The sequence below is a fragment of the Paenibacillus barengoltzii NBRC 101215 genome (genome assembly GCF_004000745.1).
Taxonomy (GTDB): Bacteria; Bacillota; Bacilli; order Paenibacillales; family Paenibacillaceae; genus Fontibacillus; species Fontibacillus barengoltzii.
The window spans coordinates 1-20,986 of sequence record NZ_BILV01000095.1 but is presented as its reverse complement, the minus strand read 5'-3'; the positions used below and the strand labels follow the sequence as shown (position 1 = coordinate 20,986).

The 20,986-nt window shown below is 51.7% G+C and carries 24 protein-coding genes; 4 read left to right on the top strand and 20 right to left on the bottom strand.

What is annotated here, in order from left to right:
• Window positions 1–8: 8 nt before the first annotated feature.
• Window positions 9–911: an aldo/keto reductase gene (locus PBA01S_RS20335; RefSeq protein WP_009223289.1), complete on the top strand. Its 903-nt coding sequence runs from the start codon at window positions 9–11 to the stop codon at window positions 909–911.
• 215 nt (window positions 912–1,126) lie between these two features.
• Window positions 1,127–1,633, top strand: coding sequence for a DUF3231 family protein (locus PBA01S_RS20330; RefSeq protein ID WP_009223288.1), 507 nt, complete (start codon window positions 1,127–1,129; stop codon window positions 1,631–1,633).
• Window positions 1,634–1,701: 68 nt separating this feature from the next.
• Here PBA01S_RS20330 and PBA01S_RS20325 read toward each other — a convergent pair whose 3' ends face one another.
• The 15 genes from PBA01S_RS20325 to PBA01S_RS20255 all read right to left on the bottom strand — a co-directional run bounded on the left by PBA01S_RS20325 (window position 1,702) and on the right by PBA01S_RS20255 (window position 15,871).
• Window positions 1,702–2,115, bottom strand: coding sequence for a hemerythrin domain-containing protein (locus tag PBA01S_RS20325; protein WP_028539483.1), 414 nt, complete (start codon window positions 2,113–2,115; stop codon window positions 1,702–1,704).
• Window positions 2,116–2,153: 38 nt separating this feature from the next.
• Complete coding sequence (locus PBA01S_RS20320) at window positions 2,154–3,656, bottom strand: nitrate/nitrite transporter (RefSeq protein WP_127576609.1); 1,503 nt, start codon at window positions 3,654–3,656, stop codon at window positions 2,154–2,156.
• Window positions 3,657–3,849: 193 nt separating this feature from the next.
• Complete coding sequence (locus tag PBA01S_RS20315) at window positions 3,850–4,368, bottom strand: hemerythrin domain-containing protein (RefSeq protein ID WP_164744216.1); 519 nt, start codon at window positions 4,366–4,368, stop codon at window positions 3,850–3,852.
• Between the two features lie 14 nt (window positions 4,369–4,382).
• Window positions 4,383–5,030 carry a response regulator gene (locus tag PBA01S_RS20310; RefSeq protein WP_036700661.1) on the bottom strand — a complete coding sequence of 216 codons (648 nt, stop codon included), beginning with the start codon at window positions 5,028–5,030 and terminating at the stop codon, window positions 4,383–4,385.
• Between the two features lie 47 nt (window positions 5,031–5,077).
• Complete coding sequence (locus PBA01S_RS20305; protein WP_009223283.1) at window positions 5,078–6,139, bottom strand: sensor histidine kinase; 1,062 nt, start codon at window positions 6,137–6,139, stop codon at window positions 5,078–5,080.
• The gene (locus tag PBA01S_RS20300) at window positions 6,136–6,594 is read right to left on the bottom strand and encodes a GAF domain-containing protein (RefSeq protein ID WP_009223282.1); all 459 of its coding nucleotides are present in this window, start codon (window positions 6,592–6,594) and stop codon (window positions 6,136–6,138) included. Before PBA01S_RS20300 ends, PBA01S_RS20305 begins: the two co-directional genes overlap by 4 nt.
• 26 nt (window positions 6,595–6,620) lie before the next feature.
• On the bottom strand, window positions 6,621–7,319 hold the full coding sequence (gene narI, locus PBA01S_RS20295) for a respiratory nitrate reductase subunit gamma (RefSeq protein WP_016312187.1): 699 nt from the start codon (window positions 7,317–7,319) through the stop codon (window positions 6,621–6,623).
• Entirely contained in the window at window positions 7,306–7,881 is a 576-nt protein-coding gene (gene narJ, locus PBA01S_RS20290) for a nitrate reductase molybdenum cofactor assembly chaperone (protein ID WP_009223280.1), read from the bottom strand. Before narJ ends, narI begins: the two co-directional genes overlap by 14 nt.
• Window positions 7,874–9,421, bottom strand: a complete 1,548-nt coding sequence (narH, locus tag PBA01S_RS20285) for a nitrate reductase subunit beta (protein WP_085170708.1) — start codon at window positions 9,419–9,421, stop codon at window positions 7,874–7,876. Before narH ends, narJ begins: the two co-directional genes overlap by 8 nt.
• Complete coding sequence (locus tag PBA01S_RS20280; protein WP_085170709.1) at window positions 9,411–13,088, bottom strand: nitrate reductase subunit alpha; 3,678 nt, start codon at window positions 13,086–13,088, stop codon at window positions 9,411–9,413. Before PBA01S_RS20280 ends, narH begins: the two co-directional genes overlap by 11 nt.
• Window positions 13,089–13,283: 195 nt before the next feature.
• Entirely contained in the window at window positions 13,284–13,760 is a 477-nt protein-coding gene (locus PBA01S_RS20275) for a GNAT family N-acetyltransferase (protein WP_028539475.1), read from the bottom strand.
• Window positions 13,761–13,778: 18 nt separating this feature from the next.
• Complete coding sequence (locus PBA01S_RS20270; RefSeq protein ID WP_028539474.1) at window positions 13,779–14,177, bottom strand: NUDIX hydrolase; 399 nt, start codon at window positions 14,175–14,177, stop codon at window positions 13,779–13,781.
• 25 nt (window positions 14,178–14,202) lie between these two features.
• On the bottom strand, window positions 14,203–14,691 hold the full coding sequence (locus tag PBA01S_RS20265) for a DMT family transporter (protein WP_085170710.1): 489 nt from the start codon (window positions 14,689–14,691) through the stop codon (window positions 14,203–14,205).
• 14 nt (window positions 14,692–14,705) lie between these two features.
• Window positions 14,706–15,404 carry a Crp/Fnr family transcriptional regulator gene (locus tag PBA01S_RS20260; RefSeq protein ID WP_085278991.1) on the bottom strand — a complete coding sequence of 233 codons (699 nt, stop codon included), beginning with the start codon at window positions 15,402–15,404 and terminating at the stop codon, window positions 14,706–14,708.
• Window positions 15,405–15,445: 41 nt separating this feature from the next.
• On the bottom strand, window positions 15,446–15,871 hold the full coding sequence (locus PBA01S_RS20255) for a DMT family transporter (protein ID WP_028539471.1): 426 nt from the start codon (window positions 15,869–15,871) through the stop codon (window positions 15,446–15,448).
• A 150-nt stretch (window positions 15,872–16,021) separates the two neighbouring features.
• Here PBA01S_RS20255 and PBA01S_RS20250 point away from each other — a divergent pair, with 150 nt between their 5' ends.
• Window positions 16,022–16,582, top strand: a complete 561-nt coding sequence (locus PBA01S_RS20250; RefSeq protein ID WP_028539470.1) for a GNAT family N-acetyltransferase — start codon at window positions 16,022–16,024, stop codon at window positions 16,580–16,582.
• 236 nt (window positions 16,583–16,818) lie between these two features.
• On the opposite strand, the gene PBA01S_RS20245 is transcribed toward PBA01S_RS20250, so the two are convergent.
• Both PBA01S_RS20245 and PBA01S_RS20240 read right to left on the bottom strand, forming a co-directional pair.
• Window positions 16,819–17,334 carry a GNAT family N-acetyltransferase gene (locus PBA01S_RS20245; RefSeq protein ID WP_127576607.1) on the bottom strand — a complete coding sequence of 172 codons (516 nt, stop codon included), beginning with the start codon at window positions 17,332–17,334 and terminating at the stop codon, window positions 16,819–16,821.
• A 4-nt stretch (window positions 17,335–17,338) separates the two neighbouring features.
• Entirely contained in the window at window positions 17,339–17,788 is a 450-nt protein-coding gene (locus PBA01S_RS20240) for a MarR family winged helix-turn-helix transcriptional regulator (RefSeq protein ID WP_028539468.1), read from the bottom strand.
• Window positions 17,789–17,934: 146 nt separating this feature from the next.
• Here PBA01S_RS20240 and PBA01S_RS20235 point away from each other — a divergent pair, with 146 nt between their 5' ends.
• Window positions 17,935–19,425, top strand: a complete 1,491-nt coding sequence (locus tag PBA01S_RS20235) for an MFS transporter (protein WP_127576606.1) — start codon at window positions 17,935–17,937, stop codon at window positions 19,423–19,425.
• Between the two features lie 80 nt (window positions 19,426–19,505).
• Here PBA01S_RS20235 and PBA01S_RS20230 read toward each other — a convergent pair whose 3' ends face one another.
• The 3 genes from PBA01S_RS20230 to PBA01S_RS20220 all read right to left on the bottom strand — a co-directional run.
• The gene (locus PBA01S_RS20230; protein ID WP_028539466.1) at window positions 19,506–19,796 is read right to left on the bottom strand and encodes a hypothetical protein; all 291 of its coding nucleotides are present in this window, start codon (window positions 19,794–19,796) and stop codon (window positions 19,506–19,508) included.
• A gap of 60 nt (window positions 19,797–19,856) precedes the next feature.
• Complete coding sequence (locus PBA01S_RS20225; protein ID WP_127576605.1) at window positions 19,857–20,483, bottom strand: nucleotidyltransferase family protein; 627 nt, start codon at window positions 20,481–20,483, stop codon at window positions 19,857–19,859.
• Window positions 20,476–20,986, bottom strand: a 511-nt coding sequence (locus tag PBA01S_RS20220; RefSeq protein WP_164744215.1) for an XdhC family protein, incomplete at its 5' end; no start/stop codon positions are given. The genes PBA01S_RS20225 and PBA01S_RS20220, both read right to left, overlap by 8 nt.

Genomic DNA, 20,986 nt, shown 5'->3' with positions numbered 1-20,986 from the left:
TCTAGAAAATGAAAATGAACCGTTTAGGCAACTCCGAGCTGATTGTCAGTGAAATCGGGCTGGGCTGCATGTCGCTAGGGACGGAAGAATCCAAAGCGATTGGCCTGATTCACGAGGCGTTGGACCGGGGCGTCAATTTTCTCGACACAGCTGATTTGTACGATGCCGGAACCAATGAAGAAATCGTCGGCAAGGCGATTAAGGGGCGCCGGGATCGCGTCATTCTGGCAACCAAAGTCGGAAATCGGCGGATTCCTGGACAAGACGGCTGGGTCTGGGATGCATCGAAATCGTATATCCTCTCGGCAGTGAAAGATAGCCTGCGCCGGCTCGGCACGGATTATATCGATTTGTACCAACTGCACGGCGGAACGATCGAGGATCCCATCGATGACACGATCGAAGCGTTTGAACAACTGAAGCGGGAAGGCGTCATCCGCGAGTATGGGATATCTTCCATTCGTCCGAATGTCATCCGGGAATATGTCTCTCGCTCGTCCATCGTCAGCGTCATGAATCAGTACAGTATCGTAGACCGGCGCGGCGAAGAAGAAGTGTTCCCCCTGCTGCAAGAGCATCAGATCAGCGTAATAGCTCGAGGGCCATTAGCCAGCGGTGCGCTGGCAGCGAACCGCGAACCCGCTAAAGGTGTGCTGGATTACGAGCTGGATGAACTCCGTGAACTGCGCCGCAAACTACAGGACCTGGAGACGCCGGAGCGCAACCTTACTCAGTTGGCTATCCGCTATTCCCTCGCCCATCCTGCGGTTGCCGTGGTCATTCCGGGAGCCAGCTCACGCGAGCAGCTGCTGCAAAATCTTGCTGCTGCAGAAGTTCCCGAATTAAGTACGAAAGAAGTTGAACTGATTCGCAGTTTAAGTAAAGCGAATCAATATACGTTGCACCGTTAATCTCAAAATAAGAGCAGGCCCTATAAGTGAACAGCATCCTCGCTAACTCGAGTTTAGTGACGGGAAGCCCTTCACCAAAGGGTCTGTTTTTTATGCGGCTTCTAATCATTTGTCACGGTTCCTTACTAGCCCCATAGTTTCGGCTTCATACAACACGACTTAAGGAGACATACTACTTGCGGTAAGCAAAATGACGAAGCAAAGGAGATTTCTTCATGGGTGTGTTAGACGGGAATCCGAAGCATGAGCCAATGCACTACGGCGAAATTTTCACGATATGGGAAAGTTCGATGGCAGCAAAAATGATGTTATCCTGCTACCAGCTGTTCACGTACCATGCGGGTGACAAAGATCTGAAAGAGATTCTAAAGGACCTGATGGATCAGGCTAAACTGGAGATTAAAGAACTGGACAAGCTGTTGACGGACAATGGGATCACCCCCTCCCCCATGTTGCCGGAACGACCGGAAACGAAGCTTGAGGATATTCCACCAGGAGCCAGATTTGCCGATGCAGAAATCGCCGCGAAAATCGCCATGGATACTGCAGCTTCTTTGGCCGGTTGCAGCGGAGCCATGGGGTTATCGATCCGAGAGGATATCGGCGCGTTGTTTGCAAAATACCACGCCACCAAAACCGCATTGGGGCTTAGAATCTTACGGATGAGCAAGGAAAAGGGCTGGCTGGTTCCTCCGCCTCTGCAACTCAAAAAACCAGAGTAATTCGTGTTTACAAGTCATGAAAAAAGCGATTAAACAGACCCGCTGCTTAATCGCTTTTTCCTATTTCATTAAAACAATAACCTTTCTTCTTCCCTGCTGTGGAGTTCATTAATCTCCAGCAAAGCATAAAGCTTGTGCAAAATAGCCTCGCTCCAACCAGAGGTCTCTCGCTGTTGGTGAATGCTGCGAACGACGATTCGCATCAGTTCATGATCGCGTTTTAATTGCACGACCGCCTCCTGGAGGTCTGGATTCTTCTCAGTTACTTCTTGATAGAAGCCGTCTTCTTCTGCATCCGCATGACTTAGAATCCGCGACTCCCAGTATCCCAACAATTCATTCGTTGCCTGCTCTGCCAACTCCAGATCTCCGCTGGCGTAGAAACCCGCAACTTCCTCCGTTTTCGACTTCGCCCCTGCCAAGCCGCCGTCATGAATGGCCTGATGAGCATGGAGTTGCCGCAGCGATGGACCAACCGGCATTGGACTCTCCCCCTATTCTCTGATGTAATCTGGATTCGTTACTTCTCCGCCTTTCCCTTTGGAAGCTCAGAGAACGTTCCGACATAGCGGATATCCTCACCGGTTTCGTCTTTAACCGTGCTGATATTTAGCCACTGTAAGTAGATCTCACCGTTTTTGCGCTTATTCCAAATCTCCCCCTGCCACATGCCAGTTTCTTTAATGCTCTTCCACATGCGGTCATAGAAATCCGGGGCTTGTCGATTCGCTCGCAGAATATTCGGCTTCTTCCCTAACGCTTCCTCTTGACTAAATCCGGTTACGGCAGTAAACGCCGGATTCACAGCCACAATGGTGCCTTTCGGGTCGGTGACCAGGATCCCTTGCGCTGTATTGTTGAAGACTTCCGAAGACAAACTCAGCTTATCGGAATAAATCATCCAGAGTACGAGAATCAAGCTGGCTAAAGCGACCTGCGACAGCAGCATGAAACCGATGGAATACTGACCGGTTACCGAATGGATATAGGACAATAACAGCGGCGGGAAGAATCCGCCCAGGCCGCCCATCATGGACACGATCCCGTTGACGATCCCGGCCTGCTTATTGAAATATTGTGGAACCAACTTAAAGATGACACCATTTCCTGCGCCGGCAACAATTGCGATTACCAGACAACCGATGGTGTACAAAGTGAATGTTGGTGAGAACGCCAGCACGATAGCCGCAAGCGTAAACCCGGAAAAGATGACGATCAACAGCATCAAAGCATTAAACCGATCCGCCAGCCAGCCGCCAACCGGACGCATAAAGGTCGCCAAAGCGATAAATCCGGCGGTACGCATCCCTGCATCCACCTTGGTAAGTTCAAAGTTCGTCACCAGGAAATTGGGCAAATAGACGGTAAACGCAACGAACGAACCAAACGTAATAAAGTACAACAGCGAGAACAACCAAAGCTTTTCATTCTTATAAACGCCTTTGATTTGTTCCATCATAGCCGTTTTCACCTTCGGCTCTTTACGGTCACCAAAGAAAAGATTTAGCGCTGCAAAAACAAGCAGAAGGATCAAGTACAGCTTGACCGTCGCCGACCAACCGATTTGCGTCGCGATGACCGGTGCGGAGAACGAAGTCACGGCCGTCCCGAGATTCCCGAGACCGTACACGCCGTTGACCAGACCATGACGCTCCTTCGGATAATATTTCGGCAGCGAAGTGACGCCTACGGAGAAGACGGCGCCGCCGATGCCGAGGAACAGCCCGCCGATGATCAAATCGACGTAAGAGTTCGCCTCACTAATGTAGAACACTGGAAACAACAGCAAAATGAAACTAATTAGAAAAACCAACCTTGCCCCGAAAATATTCGCGTAATACCCCAGCGGAATACGTAAAACGGAACCCAATACGACAGGAATAGCCGTAATGATCGCGACCTTATCGGCTGGGATCTGAATGTCCTCTCCCATAAAGGATACGAGGGACGAGATAATGACCCATACGGCAAAACCGACGATCAAATTGAGTGTTTGTAGCGGTAACTGAACTTTTTTTATCAAATCGATCACCTTTTCCAAAATGACTTCTGAATGACCATTGATTTCCCCACTCGTATTGTAGCTGATCCGCTTTGGGGGCCTGTATAGGGTTTTCCCCCGTTTGCCCAGGGAAACTCCCTATCCGCCCGGTTTGGTCACAAAAATGCCCATAACCATTGGATAATGATTATGGGCTGTACACTTTATTGGAAAACTATTCAACAATTAACGTGTAAAGTTCCTGATTCAACTGCTCTTGTTCCGCCGATCTCATGACCTGCCTGGTCATTGGAAATAAGACGGTTTCTTCCTTCACGAAATGCACCGTCAAAATTTCAAACGCTTCCCCTGCGTCTCGGCACAAAGCCTTCATTTCCTCCAGCGAATGCTCACTGTTGGCATGGTGAAGAAAATGATCGATATAAGCGAAGATCTCTTCATGCTCTTGTTCGATAGACACGAGAGGCCCTTGGTCATGGCCAATATGTTGACCTAATCTCGGAAAAAAATACGTTTCTTCTTTATGAAAATGCTTGCGCAAAGGCGCTTTAAACTCATGTAACAGCTCCTGAAGAAGCGCGAACTGCTGCGTCGCCTGATCCCCGGAGTAGCGGTCGTTTTGAAAGTCCAGTACAATCGCATGCCATTCGTTCATCAAACTAGCCAAATAACGGTGCTCGTTCTCTAGAATACGCATGGCGGGCGTTTCACTTAACAGTGTTCCTCGTTCCATGTCATAGGCCTCCATTAGAAATCCAGCAGCTTCTTCTTAATTGCGTATTCCACCAGCTCAGGTCTTGATTTCAAATTCAGCTTCTCCATAATTTTGGCTTTATGGGCCTCTACCGTTTTGACGGAGATGTGCAGCATTTCAGCGATTTCTTTATTTCCGTAGCCTTTGGCGACCAGCGGCAGAATCTCAACCTCACGGGTAGACAACAGCTGGTAAGGGTTGTTCTCATCGGCTTGCTGATCTTGGCTAACGAATTCTCGGACAAGGGAGGAGGCGAGCTTCGGATGGATATAAACCCCTCCTTGATGCACCATGCGAATGGCTGAGACGAGTTGCTCATCTGGCGAATTTTTTAAGACATACCCTCTGGCGCCTTTCTTAAGCACATGAAATAAATATTCCTCGTCATCGTGCATCGTGAGGATAATAATATTCGTTTCGGGAAAATCCTCATGGATTTTGGCCGTCGCGATCAAGCCGCTTTCGCCTGGAGGCATGCTGAGATCCATCAACAGGATGTCAGGCCGGTGTTTGGCTACCATTTTGTATGCTTCGATCCCGTCTGCGGCCGTCGCCACGACCTCCATATCCTCTTGAAAATTAATAATCATCGCAAAACCGCTTCGGACGACCGCATGATCATCCGCGATTACTACTTTCACGATCCCTACCTCCCTATCCAAGCAAAATCCTTACGTTTGCAGCACCATTACGGGGTAACGGCAGCCAACGGAATCCGTAAATGAACGGTCGTTCCTTTCCCCCGCTGCGAAGTCACGGTGATTTCTCCGCCTACCAGCTCTGCCCGTTCTTTCATTCCATAAATGCCAAGTCCGGTTCCCTTCGGATCGTTTGCATTCACGTTAAATCCGCATCCCTGATCGGAAACGACAAGCTCCAGCGTATGCTCGGAAGCAAATAGACGGACGTCAATCTCGTCTACGTTGGCATATTTCAGCGCGTTCAGCACGGATTCCTGACATACCCGGTAGACGACCGTCTCAACCTCACTGTTAAAACGCTGACCGCCTAGCTCTGCCACAAAACGCACGACGACCCCGTAGTTCTTCTCAATCCATTTGAAATGCGAACGAAAAGCCGCATCCAGACCAAGATCGTCCAAGGAGGCTGGACGCAGCTCCACCGATAGATTGCGAATTTGCTCCAACAATCGGGTGAGCGAAGCCTCCGTTTGTTGGATTTTCTGCAAGGCTTCCTCTTGCACATTCAAATATTTCAACACCCGAAGATCCACCAGCGAGCTGATCAACTCTTGAGCGACACTATCGTGCAACTCGCGGGAGATCCGCTTGCGTTCATCCTCCTGGGCTTTAATAATGCTCTTCATCATAGTATTGCGGTTCAGCATTTGCTGCGTCATGATGGGATTCGTCAGATCGCGCAAGATCAGCACCCGAACCCCCGACTCTTGGTCCACCGTCTGAAAACTGGCCGAAAACGGGACGACGCCTTTCGTCTTGGTCTCCAAATAGAGCTGGAAGGAGCTAAAATCCTTCTTGGTGTTGGAAAGATAGCAATTGATACAGGACATCGGTTCATCTTCACTGGTATATCCGCGGCACGAGAAGCAAAAAGCGTTGTGCTCGGTGTCTGCTGATTCCTCCAGCACCCGGCGATCCAGCAGCTTCTCGGCCTGAGGATTCATCGCCATAATCCGATGCTGTGCATCAAAGAAAATGATTGCATCGGAGCTTTGCTCATACTGCTTCTGCAGAAGCTCGATGGGTACGTTCAAGGATAACGGATTCATGGAATCAGCTCCTTGATCTCAAAATCCCCAAACTGGCCTTGCAGCCATTCATACAGCTGGAGCAAATCTTCCTGGGACATCCGCTGCTCTCCCCGGTAGCCCGCCAAGAGAACGCCTTCCACCCGATCCGCCAAATATAACGGGAGTGCAGCCAAGCTGGTTAATCGCTCCGAGAGCAAGATCGGAAAATTGTACAGCTCTTGCGGCTGAAGCACTTCGTCTACACGGGGAACCAGCATGGGGCTGCCGGTTTTGAACACGATGCCGGCAACCCCCTTACCCGACTGGAGAACGATCCGTTTGTAGCGGTTATTCAAATTGCCTGAAGCGTATTTCCAGGTAAGTACAAAGTCGTTGATCGCCGACTCCGCAAAGGCCAGCGACACAAAATCATATCCCATTTGCTCTCTTAATTGATCGATCATCACCTGATAGCAACCGGAGGTTGGTTTCATGAACTCGTCTCCCTAATCTCAAATCCTTAACGTCCCGCAGAATGTGAGCGATTCTTCCTATAAAGGATATAGCTTCTCCGGGCATAATTCAAGGGTACGCTCCACACATGAACGAGCCGGGTAAACGGCCACAGAGCAAAGATGATAAAACCTGCTAAAATGTGGATTTGGAACGTGATCGGCACCTCTGACATATAGCTGGCTTCCGGACGCAAGATCAACAAATTGCGGAACCAAATGGATATCGTCTCCCGATAGTCAAAGTCCGGTTGCACGTTATTTGTCACCAGCGTAGAGTACATCCCCATAAAAACGATAAACAGCAGCAAACCGTTAACGATCATATCCGATGCGGAGCTGAGCCGGCGCACGTTTTTCATCGTCAATCGACGGGCTGTCAGAATCAGCATTCCGGCAAACGTCACCACGCCAAAAAATCCACCGCCATACATCGCCCCGATATGATACAAATGCTCGTTGACGCCAATCGCATTCATCCATGCCTTCGGAATCCCCAGCCCGGCCACGTGACCCATAATAACTGGGATAATCCCGATATGAAACAGGAGGCTGCCGAGCATCAGCCGTTTTTTCTCGATGAACTCACTAGATTTGGCCGTCCAGTTAAACTGGTCGTAGCGGTAACGGAAGATATGCCCCACCACGAACGTGACCACACAGAGATAGGGAAAAATCACCCATAAAAATTGCTCAAACAGGCTCATGGACTTTCACCTCCTGCGACAAACACAGCTTAAACGTTTCCCGAAGGGCTTTGATTAATGGATAATAAGGGTTCCCCTTCGACTCCAGTGACTTCATTAATTGGTAAGTGCCGTCCTCCAAAATCGAGATTACCGTCTGCATCGCCATTAAGCCATGCGGATGATGGAGCCAATCGGCCGCATACAAAAACTCCAGCATCAGCGGCAGAAAATCCGGCAGCTCCCGGTCCACCATCTCCATGCCAAACATCTCGTAAACCAATTTAAGCGAGGTCAGCAGTTGTCCGCGGTCTTTAGAATCTTCATATTTGAAATACGTCATATACAGCGTTGACGACTTCTCAAAATCAAATGTATCGACGTAAAGCTCCTCGATCTCTTCCATGCTTCGTGCAAGCATCTGTTCCCGGTATTTCGACACCGGCTCCATGACGGAAGCAGGGAAAGCCTCTTCCCCACCTTCCTGAATGGAAGCGAACGTCTCCTTGTCGGGGTAAACGAGCTGCCCGGCAAAAAAGCCGAACAACTCGCGATGTGCATCCAGTTTCACCAGATCAATCACGCCAGATCCCCCCATAGAAGTTTTGTTCATACAGATCCCGTCCACTCTTGCCGGTGCTCGCCGGAATCGGAGTGGCAGGACCGCAGCCGTCACAATCCATGCCAAATCCGGCGGTGCCTTGGGCCCGGTACGGGTCCATGTACCCCTCCTTATGCGAGGTTGGAATGACGAACCGATCCTCATATTTCGCGATCGCCAGCAAACGGTACATTTCTTCAACCTGTTGTGCGGTCAGCCCCACGCGATCCAATCGTTTCTCGTCAAACGGCTGCTTGGAGAATTGTGCGCGTTGGTATTGGCGCATCATTGCCATCCGTTGCAGAGCGATTTTTACCGTTTCCGTGTCCCCAGCCGTCAGCAGATTCGCCAGGTATTGAATCGGCGTTCTCATTTCCTCAATTGCCGGGAAGATGAGATCCGGGTTCTGAATCGAATCTTTGCCTTCAAAATGGCTCATGATCGGGCTGAGCGGCGGTACGTACCACACCATTGGCAGCGTCCGGTATTCTGGATGCAGCGGGAAGGCCAGTTTATATTCGATGGCCAGCTTGTAGACCGGCGAATTTTGCGCCGCTTCGATCCATTCCTCAGAAAGTCCATCTTTGCGGGCTTGCTCGATGATTTTCGGATCATTTGGATCAAGGAACAGGCTTAGCTGAGCTTCGTACAAATCCTTCTCATCTAGGGTAGATGCCGCTTCTTGCACGCGATCCGCATCATACAACAGCACGCCGAGATAACGGATACGTCCGGTGCAGGTTTCGGAGCACACGGTTGGAAGTCCTGCTTCGATTCTTGGGAAGCAGAATGTGCATTTTTCCGCTTTGTTGGTTTTCCAGTTAAAGTAGACCTTCTTGTATGGGCAACCCGTCATGCAATAACGCCAGCCGCGGCAAGCTTCCTGGTCGACGAGGACGATGCCGTCCTCATCGCGTTTATAAATTGCGCCGGATGGACAGGAAGCCACGCAGCTTGGATTTAAGCAATGCTCGCATAGACGAGGCAAGTACATCATAAACGACTGTTCGAAGTTAAACTTGATGTCCTCTTCGATCTTCTCGATGTTTGGGTCCTTTGGTCCGGTGATATGGCCGCCGGCCAGATCGTCTTCCCAGTTCGGCCCCCAATCCAGGTCCATCGTGTCGCCGGTGACGGCGGATTTCGGACGGGCCACAGGCTGGTGCTTCTTCTCACCCGAATTCGTCAGCTTCTCGTAATCATATGTCCAAGGCTCGTAGTAGTCTTTCATTTCAGGCATATCCGGGTTATAGAAAATTTTACCGAGCGCGATCTTGGACAGCTTGCTGCCGGATTTCAGCTCCAGCTTCCCGTTACGCAGCGTCCAGCCGCCTTTGTAATGCTCTTGGTCTTCCCAACGTTTCGGATAACCGATCCCCGGCTTCGTTTCAACGTTGTTAAACCACATATATTCGGCGCCTTCCCGGTTCGTCCAGGTGCTCTTACAGGTCACACTGCAGGTATGACAGCCGATGCATTTGTCCAGGTTCATCACCATGGCGATTTGCGCTTTAATCTTCAAGCCAGTCAACCTCCTTCAGTTTGCGCACGGCAACGTACACATCGCGCTGGTTGCCGATAGGTCCGTAATAGTTGAAACCATAGCTAAGCTGGGCATAGCCCCCAACGAGCTGCGTTGGCTTCAAATGGATTCGCGTCGGCGCATTATGGCTGCCGCCTCGCTCACCCGTAATTTCCGAACCAGGAACATTAATGTGTTTGTCTTGGGCGTGATACATAAACATCGTGCCCTTGGGCATCCGGTGGCTGACTACGGCTCTAGCCGTTACAACGCCGTTACGGTTATAGACCTCCAGCCAATCGTTATCGTTAATCTGATGCGCTTCGGCATCCTCATTGTTGATCCACACGGTAGGCCCGCCGCGGAACAGGGTCAGCATGTGCAGGTTATCCTGATAGGTGCTGTGGATGTTCCATTTCCCGTGCGGTGTTAAGTAGCGCAGGACAAGTGCATCCTTGCCGCCCTCAACCTGTTTGTCCCGTGGACCAAACACCATCGGCGGAAGCGTTGGTTTGTAAACCGGCAGCGCCTCGCCGAATTGCAGGAAGATCTGATGATCCAGATAAAAATGCTGGCGTCCCGTTAACGTCCGGAACGGCACCAACCGTTCAATATTCGTTGTAAACGGCGAATACCGGCGTCCTGATTTGTTCGAACCGCTGAATACCGGAGTTGGGATGACCTCGCGAGGCTGTGCGGTAATGTTCGCAAAGGTGATGCGTTCCGCCGCACGATCTGCAGAGATATCCTTCAACTCCACGCCGGTATCCTGTTCAGCCGATTCCCAAGCTCTCTGCGAAACTTTGCCGTTTGTTGCCGAGGACAGGTGCAGCACTGCATTGGCCGCTTGTCTTGCGGTGCGCAGCTTCGGACGACCGTTTTTGATCGTATCATCGGTGTAAGCGCCGTTGATCTTTTTCAGTTCCTCGTATTCTTCCTTCACGGAGAAGCTGACCCCGTGCGCGCCCACCTTGCCAGATTCCAGGTTAGGTCCCAACGTGATGTACTTGTCGTAGATCTTCGTGTAATCGCGCTCAACCACGCTAAAGCTAGGCATCGTTTTGCCAAGTACCGGCTTGACTTCACCGCGCTTCCAATCCTTCACTTCCCCAAATGGCTGGGAAATTTCAGCCATCGAGTCATGACCCAGCGGAGAGGAAACTACGTCTTTGTATACGCCCGGCATATGTTCCTTCGCCATCTCAGACAAGACGCTGGCCAGCGACCGGTAAATATCCCAGTCCGTCCGCGATTCCCACAGCGGATCGATCGCCGGGTTAAACGGATGCACGAACGGGTGCATGTCGGTTGAGGACAGGTCGACCTTCTCATACCAGGTTGCGGCAGGCAGGACGATATCGGCATACATCGGGGTCGCTGTCATCCGGAAATCCAGTGCCACTAGCAGATCCAGCTTGCCTTCCACTTCATCACGCCAAACGATTTCCTCCGGCTTCTCCTCTTCGTTCGGACTGGATAACAACCCATTATGCGTGCCGAGCAGATGTTTCATGAAGAACTCTTGCCCTTTCGCCGAACTGGAGATCAGGTTCGACCGCCAGACAAACAGCGTACGCGGGAAGTTCTCCGGCGCATCCGGGTCTTCCACCGCAAACTTCGTTTCGCCTGACACCACTTGCTCATAAGCATGCTTGATGATGTCCGTATTATCGGTTTTGCCTTGAGCCGCCGCTTCTTCGGCGAACGATAGGCTGTTCTTATTAAACTGCGGGTACGATGGCAGCCAGCCCAGTCGGGCAGCCAGCACATTGTAGTCCGCTGGATGACGGTACGGAATCTCCCCGCCGGTTGGCGATTTCAGCGATTCCGCGCTCATCTCCTCGTATTTCCATTGGTCTGTAGCAAAATAGAAGAACGAGGTCGCGTTTTGCAGCCGCGGCGGTGCCTGCCAATCGCGGGCAAACGCGATTGTCGACCACCCTTCAATCGGCCGGCATTTCTCTTGCCCGACATAGTGGGCCCAGCCGCCGCCGTTCACGCCTTGGGATGCCGTCAACACAACCAGGTTCAGAATGGAGCGATAGATCGTATCGCTGTTGAACCAGTGGTTAATCCCGGCGCCCATGATGATCATCGAACGGCCGCCAGTATCCAGCGCGTTCTGCGCGAACTCGCGTGCGATTTGCACTACCAGCGATGCCTTCACACCGGTAATGCGCTCTTGCCATGCAGGCGTATAGTGCGATTCCGCATCATCGTACCCTTTGGCGGTATGGGTGCTGCCAGGGCGGTTCACGCCATATTGACTAAGCATCAAATCAAAGACAGTCGCAGCCAATCGGGTGCTGCCGTCTGCCAAAGTGACCGTTTTTGCCGGAATCGACCGAGTAAACGTGCCGTTGCCTGCCGCATCGAAGTAAGGGAAGACGATTTCTGTCCATTCTCCGCCGTGCGGTTCGACTGACAGCGCCGGTTCGATCCGGGTGCCGTCTTCCCGCTCCAGAATCAGATTCCACTTCACGTCCTTCTCCCAACGTTGGCCCATCGTTCCGTTCGGAACGATCAGCTCTCCAGCCGCCTCGTCGAAAATGACCGGCTTCCATTCGGCATGCTCCGTCGCCTGCCCCAGATCGCTGGCCCGCAGGAAACGTCCGGCCTTATATCCACCTTCATGCGGATCCAACAAAATGAGGAACGGCATGTCCGTGTATTGTTTGGCATAATTCAAGAACATCGGTTCTTGGCGCTTCACATAGAACTCGTCAAGGATGACATGGGTCATCGCTTGGGCAACCGCAGCGTCTGTACCCGGATGCGGCGCGAGCCAGTTATCGGCAAATTTGACGTTCTCCGCATGGTCCGGCGCTACGGACACCACCTTGGTTCCTTTGTAGCGAACTTCGGTCATAAAGTGGGCATCCGGGGTCCGCGTGAGCGGCACATTGGAGCCCCACATAATCAAATATCCGGCGTTATACCAGTCGGATGATTCCGGTACATCGGTTTGCTCGCCCCAGATTTGCGGCGAAGCCGGCGGCAGGTCAGCGTACCAGTCGTAGAAGCTAAGCATTTCGCCGCCCAGCAATGAAATGAACCGCGCCCCCGATGCATAGCTGATCATCGACATCGCTGGAATCGGTGTAAATCCAGCAATCCGGTCAGGCCCATATTTTTTAATGGTATAAAGGATTTGTGCTGAAATCAGCTGGGACGCTTCTTCCCAGGTCACGCGAACATGTCCGCCTTTCCCGCGAGCTTGCTTATAGGATCTTGCAGCTTCCGGATTCTCCACGATGCTCGCCCAAGCTTGCACGGGATTCCCTTGAGACTTGGTCATCGCCTCGCGCCATAAGCGCAGCAGCTTCCCGCGCATATAAGGGTATTTCACCCGCAACGGGCTGTACTCGTACCACGAGAACGAGGCGCCCCGTGGGCAGCCGCGCGGTTCAAACTCGGGCATATCCGGTCCGCAGGACGGGTAATCAATCTGTTGATTTTCCCAGGTAATGATGCCGTTCTTCACGAACACCTTCCAGCTGCAAGAGCCGGTGCAGTTCACCCCGTGCGTCGTGCGCACAACTTTATCATGCGACCAGCGGCCGCGGTACATATTTTCCCATTCCCGGCTTTTCTCTTCGATCTTGGTCCATTTCCCCGAGATCGTTTCCGGCTTCTTAAAAAAGCTAAGTCCTGATCTTCGTTTCACGGAAGTGTTCACTCCTTCATCGCCCAAATGAATGCCTTTGATGGGGAATCAATGGTATTCGAGCTTCTGACTCCATTATGAAACGAATTTCACTTGCTTTCCCATCAGGGAAATCCCTCGGCTTGTCGGTGAACGCCCTATAACGACAAAAAAACGCCCAAATGGCGTTTTTTGAAGAACAAATTTCGGTATTCGTTAGGAATGAAGATCCATCATGTACCAGGCGTCACAGGCAAAATGCTCGGAGCCGGCTAGCGGAACTTCCAGCTTCCGGAAGCCATGCTTGCGGTAAAAACGGTTCGCCGCCTCCATCGTCTGCAGCGTTTCCAGATAACATTGCTTATAATGACGCTTGGCAAAGTCTAAGCAGGTCGCCAGCAACTGGGCTGCGATCCCGGTCCCGCGGATTTCTTGCCGCAAATACATTTTCTGCAGCTCGCACACCTCGCTGGAATCAGCAAACGGGGCAATCCCGGCTCCTCCGATCACCCGACCATCTTTCTCCACGACCCAGTAAGCTCTTCCAACTGGCTCATAATAGCGGGAAAGCGCGCGAAGGCTGTCGTCCTGCCAAGCCAGCCCTTCCCGGTTTCCGCCGAACTCGATCAGACAATCGCGGATCACCGCTTCAATCTCTGCATTATCCTTCGATTGGATAGGTCTAATGATCATCGGTCGTCCATCCTTCCGTTATAGAAGATCCATCTCATGGAGCTTGCCGAAGATCATCCGACTGACCAGCGATGTCCGAACGCGCTCCTCATAGCTAAGCCAAGCCATTTCCTCGATCTCGGAAGCGGGTTGAGGCTCGCCTTCGACCTCCGCAAAGTAACAGGTCATCCGTACAAGTATCCCTTCCGGCTTGCCGTCAGCTTGCGCTTCAAACGTTGCAAAGTAGTTGATCGTCTCCGGCTTTACGGTCACGGATAACTCCTCTTGAATCTCTCGTTGCAAAGTTTCGTGATCGGACTCGCCTGGTTCTCTTTTGCCGCCTGGTATATAAAACAGCTCTTTCCCCTTCGAACGGACATTTAACATGCGACCATTCCGCAGGTGAATCCAGGCGATTTTATCGATGTTTCCCTCCATATTTTGACGCCCCCTAACTCCTAGCTTAATTCAAAGCTTCTCTCTTCCGAACAGAGCTTTCCTCCTCGCTCTCGCTTCCCCCGCCCAGCTTAAATACGAAGATGCCGCCGATAATCACTAACACGCCGATCAGTTGGTTCAGCGTAAACGGCACCTTCTGTAAGCCGAGCCAACCTAGCGAATCAAACAACAAGGCAAACCCTAACTCCGAAGTCATCACGATGGCTACAGCATACGTTGGCCCCAACAGTTTGACACCCTGTACCATGCAAGTAACAACGCCCACCCCAATCAAGCCGCTGAACCAAAACCAAACCGGCATCCCGGGTAATGACGTAAACATTCCTTTTCCTTCAACGATCAGTCCAATGACAAAGGAGGCGGCGAACCCCAGACCTAACACCAGCGTCGTCGTCGTCCAATTGCCGGTCTGCTCATTCACCTTCGTATTAAACACGTTTTGCATCCCCACCAACGCTCCGGCAGTCAATGCGAACATTATTCCTAACAGCACGTCTCTCCGTCCCCCTATTCGTAAATATTCCGGCTCGCCAGTTTGTGAAGCCCTTCCCGATCCTTCACCGTGATGCCCTCGCGGCTTCGCTCGATCAAACCTAGCGCCGCGAATTTCTGCAGCACCCGGTTCAAATGGCGATAGCTGGTACCGATCAAATTAGCCGCATCGGCCAAATCGGCGGTGCCGAGTTTCCCCTGAAACCGCGCATCCGCTTCGTCGAAAGATACAGACAAGAGATAACTCGCCAGGCGGATCTCCACCGGATACAGCAGATTAAAGCTCATCGAGCTGGATTTCATATAGAACTTCTTGGTGATAATGTCCAGTAAAAAATGCAACAGCGGCGAATGATCCGCACCGTATTTCCGCAGCCAACGGTACTCTACTCCGATCATGTGAACCGGGGACACAGCCTCAACGGTATTGATGATATCCCCATCCCGAATGTATTCGACATCCCCGATGATCTCCAGCGGATTCTTAAAAGAAATGACCAGCCTACGGCCTTCCGGAGAGGTGTTATAGATTTTGATCTTCCCCCGAACCAGCACGTACATGGTATGCGATGGCTCGCCTTGCGTGCAAATCAGCTCTCCTTGGTCAAACCCGTGAAGCGTCAGATAAGGCAGCAACGCTTTGGGAAATACCTTCTGAAGTCCATACGATTCGATATAGTTATTTAGCAGGTCCGGGTCTGCCACTTCTTTCATATCCGTTCTCCTCCTTGAGGCTTGGGCCATTCACTCATCCGTTAAAATTTAAGAATAATTACTCCCGCAATCATCAAGCCGATTCCGATAAACTGCGGCAGCCGCATTTTTTGCTTCGGTACACCAAACCAACCTAGGCTATCAATCAGAAAGGTGATGCACAACTGGGCAATCAAAACCGCTGAGATCGTCAAAGTGACTCCAACCTGCTGGATCGCCGTGACATTGCTAAAAATAATAATCGCTGCCCAGGCCCCGCCGCTGATATACAGCGGCTTCACCTTGCGCAAGTCGTTCAGCCCCCCGTCACGAATCATCAGCCAAATCAGCAAAGCCGCGACAAAGCCGGTACATTGAGTCAACGCTGCCGCCGGCCATGTGCCGATCTCGCCGCTGATTCTTGTATTGGCCACCCCTTGCAAGGTGATGAACGCCCCGGCCAAAAACGCAAATAACAAACCCCTCATCGTCTCTCTCCTCGTTCTCGAATCTTCGCGATCCTTTATATCAATACCTAATTAAAGGATATCTTCTGCCGTTTGGAAAGGACATATGTCCTGAATGCCGGTGGAAGGATAAAATAGAAGTAACCGTACATCTAAAATGGGGGGCCCAAAATGCAATGGACATTCACAACCTTAAACCAATGGGATGACGTTTGGTGGGACAAGCTCGAACCCATCTATCGCGAAGCATTCCCGCACGGTGCCAAGCCTGTAAAGGTGCTGAAGAGCATGCTGGATCGCGGAATCGCCAGCTTGCACGCAGGGCTGTTAGACGGCGAAGCGGTAGCGATGGGCGTCACCGGCCTGAGCAGCAAGCAGGGACACAAGCGATTGATCCTCGATTATATGGCCGTGCGTCAAGATGTAAGAGGACAAGGCTTTGGCACTCAGTTCTTCGCAGATATCCGTGACTTAGCCATGTTTGAACATCACGCTGAGGCGATCATTATTGAAGCGGAAGCCGATGACACGGATACGAACCGGGAGCGCCTCCGCTTCTGGATCCATTGCGGATTTATTGCCACACCTTACGTCCATCAATATATCTGGGTTCCCGAGCCGTATCGGGCGCTGTATCTCCCGCTTAATCATCAGTTCACCGTGACCGATGACGGTCAATCGCTGTTTCAGGATATCACTTCGTTTCATCATCGTTCATTTCGCGGGCAGTAACTTCAGGGAAAATAGGACGCAAATGGTGCAATAACAGTAAAAACTACCGTTCATTTTCCACCAACTGGCGTTATTGTTTGAACTAACTGCAAAAAGTACTGCTAAATTCGATCAAACCCCGTGTATTCGAGAAAATTGGCAAAATTAAAGGCAGGATTTACTGTTAATTGCCCCGATTAGCGTAAATTACGAGAATTAACAATACGATTTACCTTTAGTTCTTCACCATCGGGGATTCACAACGTCTCCAGGAACTTTTCAAACACGGGAAACACATCTATTCGCCCTGGAAAACGCACCTCGCCCCGCTGCTCATAACTAAGGCCGCGATATAGCTTTAAGGCGGCGGTGTTCCGGGCATAGGTGTCAAGCCGCAAACTGCGGTAACCTTGCTCACGGGCATAAGCTTCAGCGAACTCAACCACCCGGCGGGCGATGCCCTGCCCTTGCATCCGGGGGTCCACAGCCAACCGGTGGATGATTAAATGAGGGCCTTGGCTATCTTTCCATGCAATCGTCTCATACAAATCGTCTTGTTCTTCATCTAAAACGACGATCGCAGCGATTTTCCCCTGTGCTTCTGCAGCAAACAACACCCCCCGCTGTAAATCATCCGCTAACACGTCCCGGTTCGGGTAATGTTCATTCCATTGATCGCTGCCGCCTTCCTGCATCACTTGAATGCAACGCTGCAGCATTTCCATGATCTCGTCCAAATCTTCGGGACGTCCTGTCCGAATCTGCAAATCCATGGGTTCACCTGCTTTTTGAAGGATATTCGTCGTTTTTCAGCTTGCTCTCGTAAATCTTCGTAAGTAAATGCTCGAGTTGCTTTGTTTCCTCTTCGGTTAACACAGCCGTCAGTCGGAAATTAAAGTCGGCTAAAATTTGCCGAAGCGTTGGCTCGAAAGCTTTTCCCTTTTCCGTCGGATACCACAAGATTGACCGCCGGTCCTGCTCATTCACGCGCCGTTCGATGTAACCGGCCTCCTCCAGTTGCTTAACGGAGCGGGTTGTGGTCGCCTTATCAAACTTCACCAAGTGCGTTAACTGGTCTTGATTTAACCCGGGTGTCGCTAATATTGCAAGCAGATAACTGTGGTTTCCGCCTCCGCCGATCCCGTACGGCTTCAACAAGGCGGTGACTTCCTTCTGGTTGATCCGTTGCAGATAGGAGATCAGTTTCCCAACGGAAGGGTAGTTCATGACCTGCACCTCTTTTACAAATCTCATTTATGAAAATTTTAACTGAAATCAGTTGCGCTCGCAACTAAATTGGAGTACACTGGGATTGCTTAAAATGGTTGCAGATGCAACAAATTGGGATGGAGAAGAGAGAGGTGTGAAATGATATGGATATGACGACTCCACGTTCTGACCTACGCACAACTTCTTATCAGGAGGATCCGGACATTCAACGGAAACGTTGGTTGATTCTGATCGTGTTGAATTTATTTACGTTTATGTCGACGCTGGATGGCAGCATCGTCAATATTGCTCTGCCTGTGATCTCCAAACAATTGCATCTTTCCGTGGCTCAAGCGGAATGGATCGTTTCTGCGTACTTGATGATGACCTGTGCGGCCATTCTGTTCTTCGGAAAGCTTGGAGATATTGTCGGTAAAATCAAGGTGTTCAAATGGGGCATGGTGATTTTTACTGTGGGCTCTCTGCTGTGCGGTTTTAGCCATAACCTGCCGCTGCTTGTTGGATCCCGGCTGCTGCAAGCGCTTGGGGCCTCGCTAACCATGGCCAACAGCCAGGGAATTGTCACCGACATCTTCCCGGCCACTGAACGAGGCAAAGCGCTTGGTTTCACCGGAACCTTCGTGTCGCTCGGCAGTATCACGGGCCCAAGTCTTGGCGGTGTGATCGTATCGGCCTTTGGCTGGGAATATATTTTCTGGGTGAACGTTCCTGTTGGCCTGATCGCGATTGTCATCGGCTGGAAGCTGCTTCCGGCGGACCGAACCAAGCTGAAGGTGAAAATCGATAAAGCGGGCAGCACGCTGTTCCCCGTCTTTATTCTGGCACTGTTCAGCGGTTTGCTGCTTGGCCAGCAGATCGGGTATCAGGACATCCGAATTGTGGGTGCGCTCGTGCTGGCGGCTGTCGTGTTCTTCGTGTTTCTGTGGATCGAGACGCGCAGTGAAGCACCGATGCTTCAACTGACGTTATTCCGCAATCCGTTGTTCAGCTTAAGTATTCTCGCCGGCTTCCTGGTGTTTGTCGCCAACTTCTGCTTTAATATCATCGCGCCCTTTTATACGCAAAGCATCTTAAACCTCTCGCCTTCTCATGCTGGGTTCCTTATGATGCTGTTCCCGATCGTTATGGTTATCGTCGCCCCGCTGAGCGGTGCATTGTCCGATAAAATCGGCTCCGAGCTGCTGACCTTCGTTGGACTCATCGTCATGGTAATCGCGCAAATCGGGCTGGCCCGTTTACACGACAGCAGTTCGATGGCCTTGGTGGGCGTGTGGATCGCGATGCTTGGTCTGGGCAATGGTCTATTCCAGTCACCCAATAACTCGCTCATCATGTCGAAGGTCCCGAAAACTCAGCTGGGTATCGCCGGCAGCATCAACTCGCTTGTACGCAATATGGGGATGGTTGTCGGCATTACCGTTGCGACCACAACTTTATTTAGCGTCATGAGCAGTCGCGCAGGCCATCGCGTCACCGGCTTGGTGCCGGATCGTCCCGACCTGTTCCTGTCCGGCATGCGTGTGGTGTTCATGACATCCGCCACCATCTGTCTCGTCGTCGCGCTTCTGACCGGCTGGCGGTTTTGGGCCGCAAAACGAGCTCAATGGAGGGAACGGGTGCATTCGACGCACTAACCTGCAAGCAAAAAATCCGTAAAGGTATGAATGACACCCTTACGGATTTTTTTGCTTCTATATATAGGACTTTCATCAGCTTAGTCCTTCCACTCAAGCTTGTTCACTATGCGGTATTTCATTAAGGCAAGCAGGAAATCATCATAAAAATCTTTACGAACGATGATCCGGTATTGGCGCTCCTGATCCTGATTCAAGTAGAACAAGACATCCGTGTATACGTCATTATCCTCGAACTTTTTCTGCACTTCCCGCATGTTCGAGAACAGCGGCTCGTTCTGCAGGAAAGTCAACTCGAATTCTACGTCCTCTTCATTTACCGTTTCACGAATTCGGACTTGCTCCGGATCAAAGTGATAGATCAGCGGCATGTCCTGTCCCCCTCACGCAATAGATTGATGATCTAAGCGTATCGTGTCGCAGCGGCGAAGTCAAATTCTAGAAAAAGCTGACTCTCGGTATCTCGCATATTCCTCCGGCGTGTCGATATCGCGGGGGGCATTTCTCGAAATCTTCACCTCAACGATTTGCTCTCTGTATTGCTGCAGCAGCTCTTTGGCCCCAACGTCACCGTCCAGCTTAGTCAACTCAGGGAACAACGGCGCTGCAAACAATACGGGATGCGCCGGTCGATCATCATAACGCGCTTGCACAATCTCGGCTCCGGTTTGGATGAACACTTCCGTCACTTGCCGTATCGCATCCGGTGAGATCTCCGGCTGATCGCCCAAGATGATTTGAATCGCTGCAGGTGCATAACGCGCCTCTAGCTGCCGGACTCCAGCCGACAGCGAGGCGCCAAGCCCCCGATTGGCCTGCGAGGTTGTCAGCCATTCCACCGGCACACTCTCCGTATCTTCTTGGCGAAGCGGTCCGCCTTCCGCGGTAATTACCGCCATCTGAACATTTCCTGCCGCCAACACCTGGTGCATCGTTTGTTGCAGCAGATTTCCGCGCGGTGCTGGCAGCAGCAGCTTCGGCTCGCCCATACGCCTGGAAGCGCCGCCCGCGAGGATTAACGCCCATACATCCCCTGACCCAGCTCTGCGCTTAGACACGGCAGGACTCCGGAAAGGCAGGTTCGTCAAGAAATGATGGACTCGAAGTCGAAGCGTTCAATGAAGCGTCAGTTCCTCCCCCGCGGATGGCCCCTTTCCGATCACGCAGAAACCCGCCGGAGCGTCCATTTTTGATTGCGGTAATTTCTGCCAAGATACTCATCGCAATCTCTTCAGGGGTTTCCGCACCGATGTCCAGCCCTACTGGCGAATAGAGCTTATCCCGCAGCGCAGGGTCGATCTTGCGTTCCGGCTCGCCAGGCTGACGTATCGGCTCCAAAATCTTCTTCAGCCGGTAGCTGGAGCCAACCAGGCCGACATACTTGACCTCCGGGGTGAGCATCCGGTGGACCGCCTCCCGATCCAGGTCCAGGTTATGTGACATGACGACGACGTATTTGCCGCGGACGTCGACCTGCTCAAACGCGAAGCGCGGGATAATCTGCAGCTCGTCCGCTGCAGGAAACCGCTCCCGCGTCGCTTTCCCCGTCGCATGGTACGCG

Excerpts from the sequence above, each read along its gene's own strand:
- PBA01S_RS20325 (WP_028539483.1), bottom strand. The coding sequence starts at position 2,115 with ATGCCGGTTGGTCCATCGCTGCGGCAACTCCATGCTCATCAGGCCATT.
- PBA01S_RS20275 (WP_028539475.1), bottom strand. The coding sequence starts at position 13,760 with ATGATCATTAGACCTATCCAATCGAAGGATAATGCAGAGATTGAAGCG.
- narI (WP_016312187.1), bottom strand. The coding sequence starts at position 7,319 with ATGAGCCTGTTTGAGCAATTTTTATGGGTGATTTTTCCCTATCTCTGT.
- PBA01S_RS20330 (WP_009223288.1), top strand. The coding sequence starts at position 1,127 with ATGGGTGTGTTAGACGGGAATCCGAAGCATGAGCCAATGCACTACGGC.
- PBA01S_RS20260 (WP_085278991.1), bottom strand. The coding sequence starts at position 15,404 with ATGAAAGAAGTGGCAGACCCGGACCTGCTAAATAACTATATCGAATCG.
- PBA01S_RS20240 (WP_028539468.1), bottom strand. The coding sequence starts at position 17,788 with ATGAACTACCCTTCCGTTGGGAAACTGATCTCCTATCTGCAACGGATC.
- PBA01S_RS20305 (WP_009223283.1), bottom strand. The coding sequence starts at position 6,139 with ATGAATCCGTTATCCTTGAACGTACCCATCGAGCTTCTGCAGAAGCAG.
- PBA01S_RS20245 (WP_127576607.1), bottom strand. The coding sequence starts at position 17,334 with ATGGATTTGCAGATTCGGACAGGACGTCCCGAAGATTTGGACGAGATC.
- PBA01S_RS20250 (WP_028539470.1), top strand. The coding sequence starts at position 16,022 with ATGCAATGGACATTCACAACCTTAAACCAATGGGATGACGTTTGGTGG.
- PBA01S_RS20255 (WP_028539471.1), bottom strand. The coding sequence starts at position 15,871 with ATGAGGGGTTTGTTATTTGCGTTTTTGGCCGGGGCGTTCATCACCTTG.
- PBA01S_RS20335 (WP_009223289.1), top strand. The coding sequence starts at position 9 with ATGAAAATGAACCGTTTAGGCAACTCCGAGCTGATTGTCAGTGAAATC.
- PBA01S_RS20270 (WP_028539474.1), bottom strand. The coding sequence starts at position 14,177 with ATGGAGGGAAACATCGATAAAATCGCCTGGATTCACCTGCGGAATGGT.
- PBA01S_RS20230 (WP_028539466.1), bottom strand. The coding sequence starts at position 19,796 with ATGCCGCTGATCTATCACTTTGATCCGGAGCAAGTCCGAATTCGTGAA.
- PBA01S_RS20300 (WP_009223282.1), bottom strand. The coding sequence starts at position 6,594 with ATGAAACCAACCTCCGGTTGCTATCAGGTGATGATCGATCAATTAAGA.
- PBA01S_RS20315 (WP_164744216.1), bottom strand. The coding sequence starts at position 4,368 with ATGGAACGAGGAACACTGTTAAGTGAAACGCCCGCCATGCGTATTCTA.
- PBA01S_RS20235 (WP_127576606.1), top strand. The coding sequence starts at position 17,935 with ATGGATATGACGACTCCACGTTCTGACCTACGCACAACTTCTTATCAG.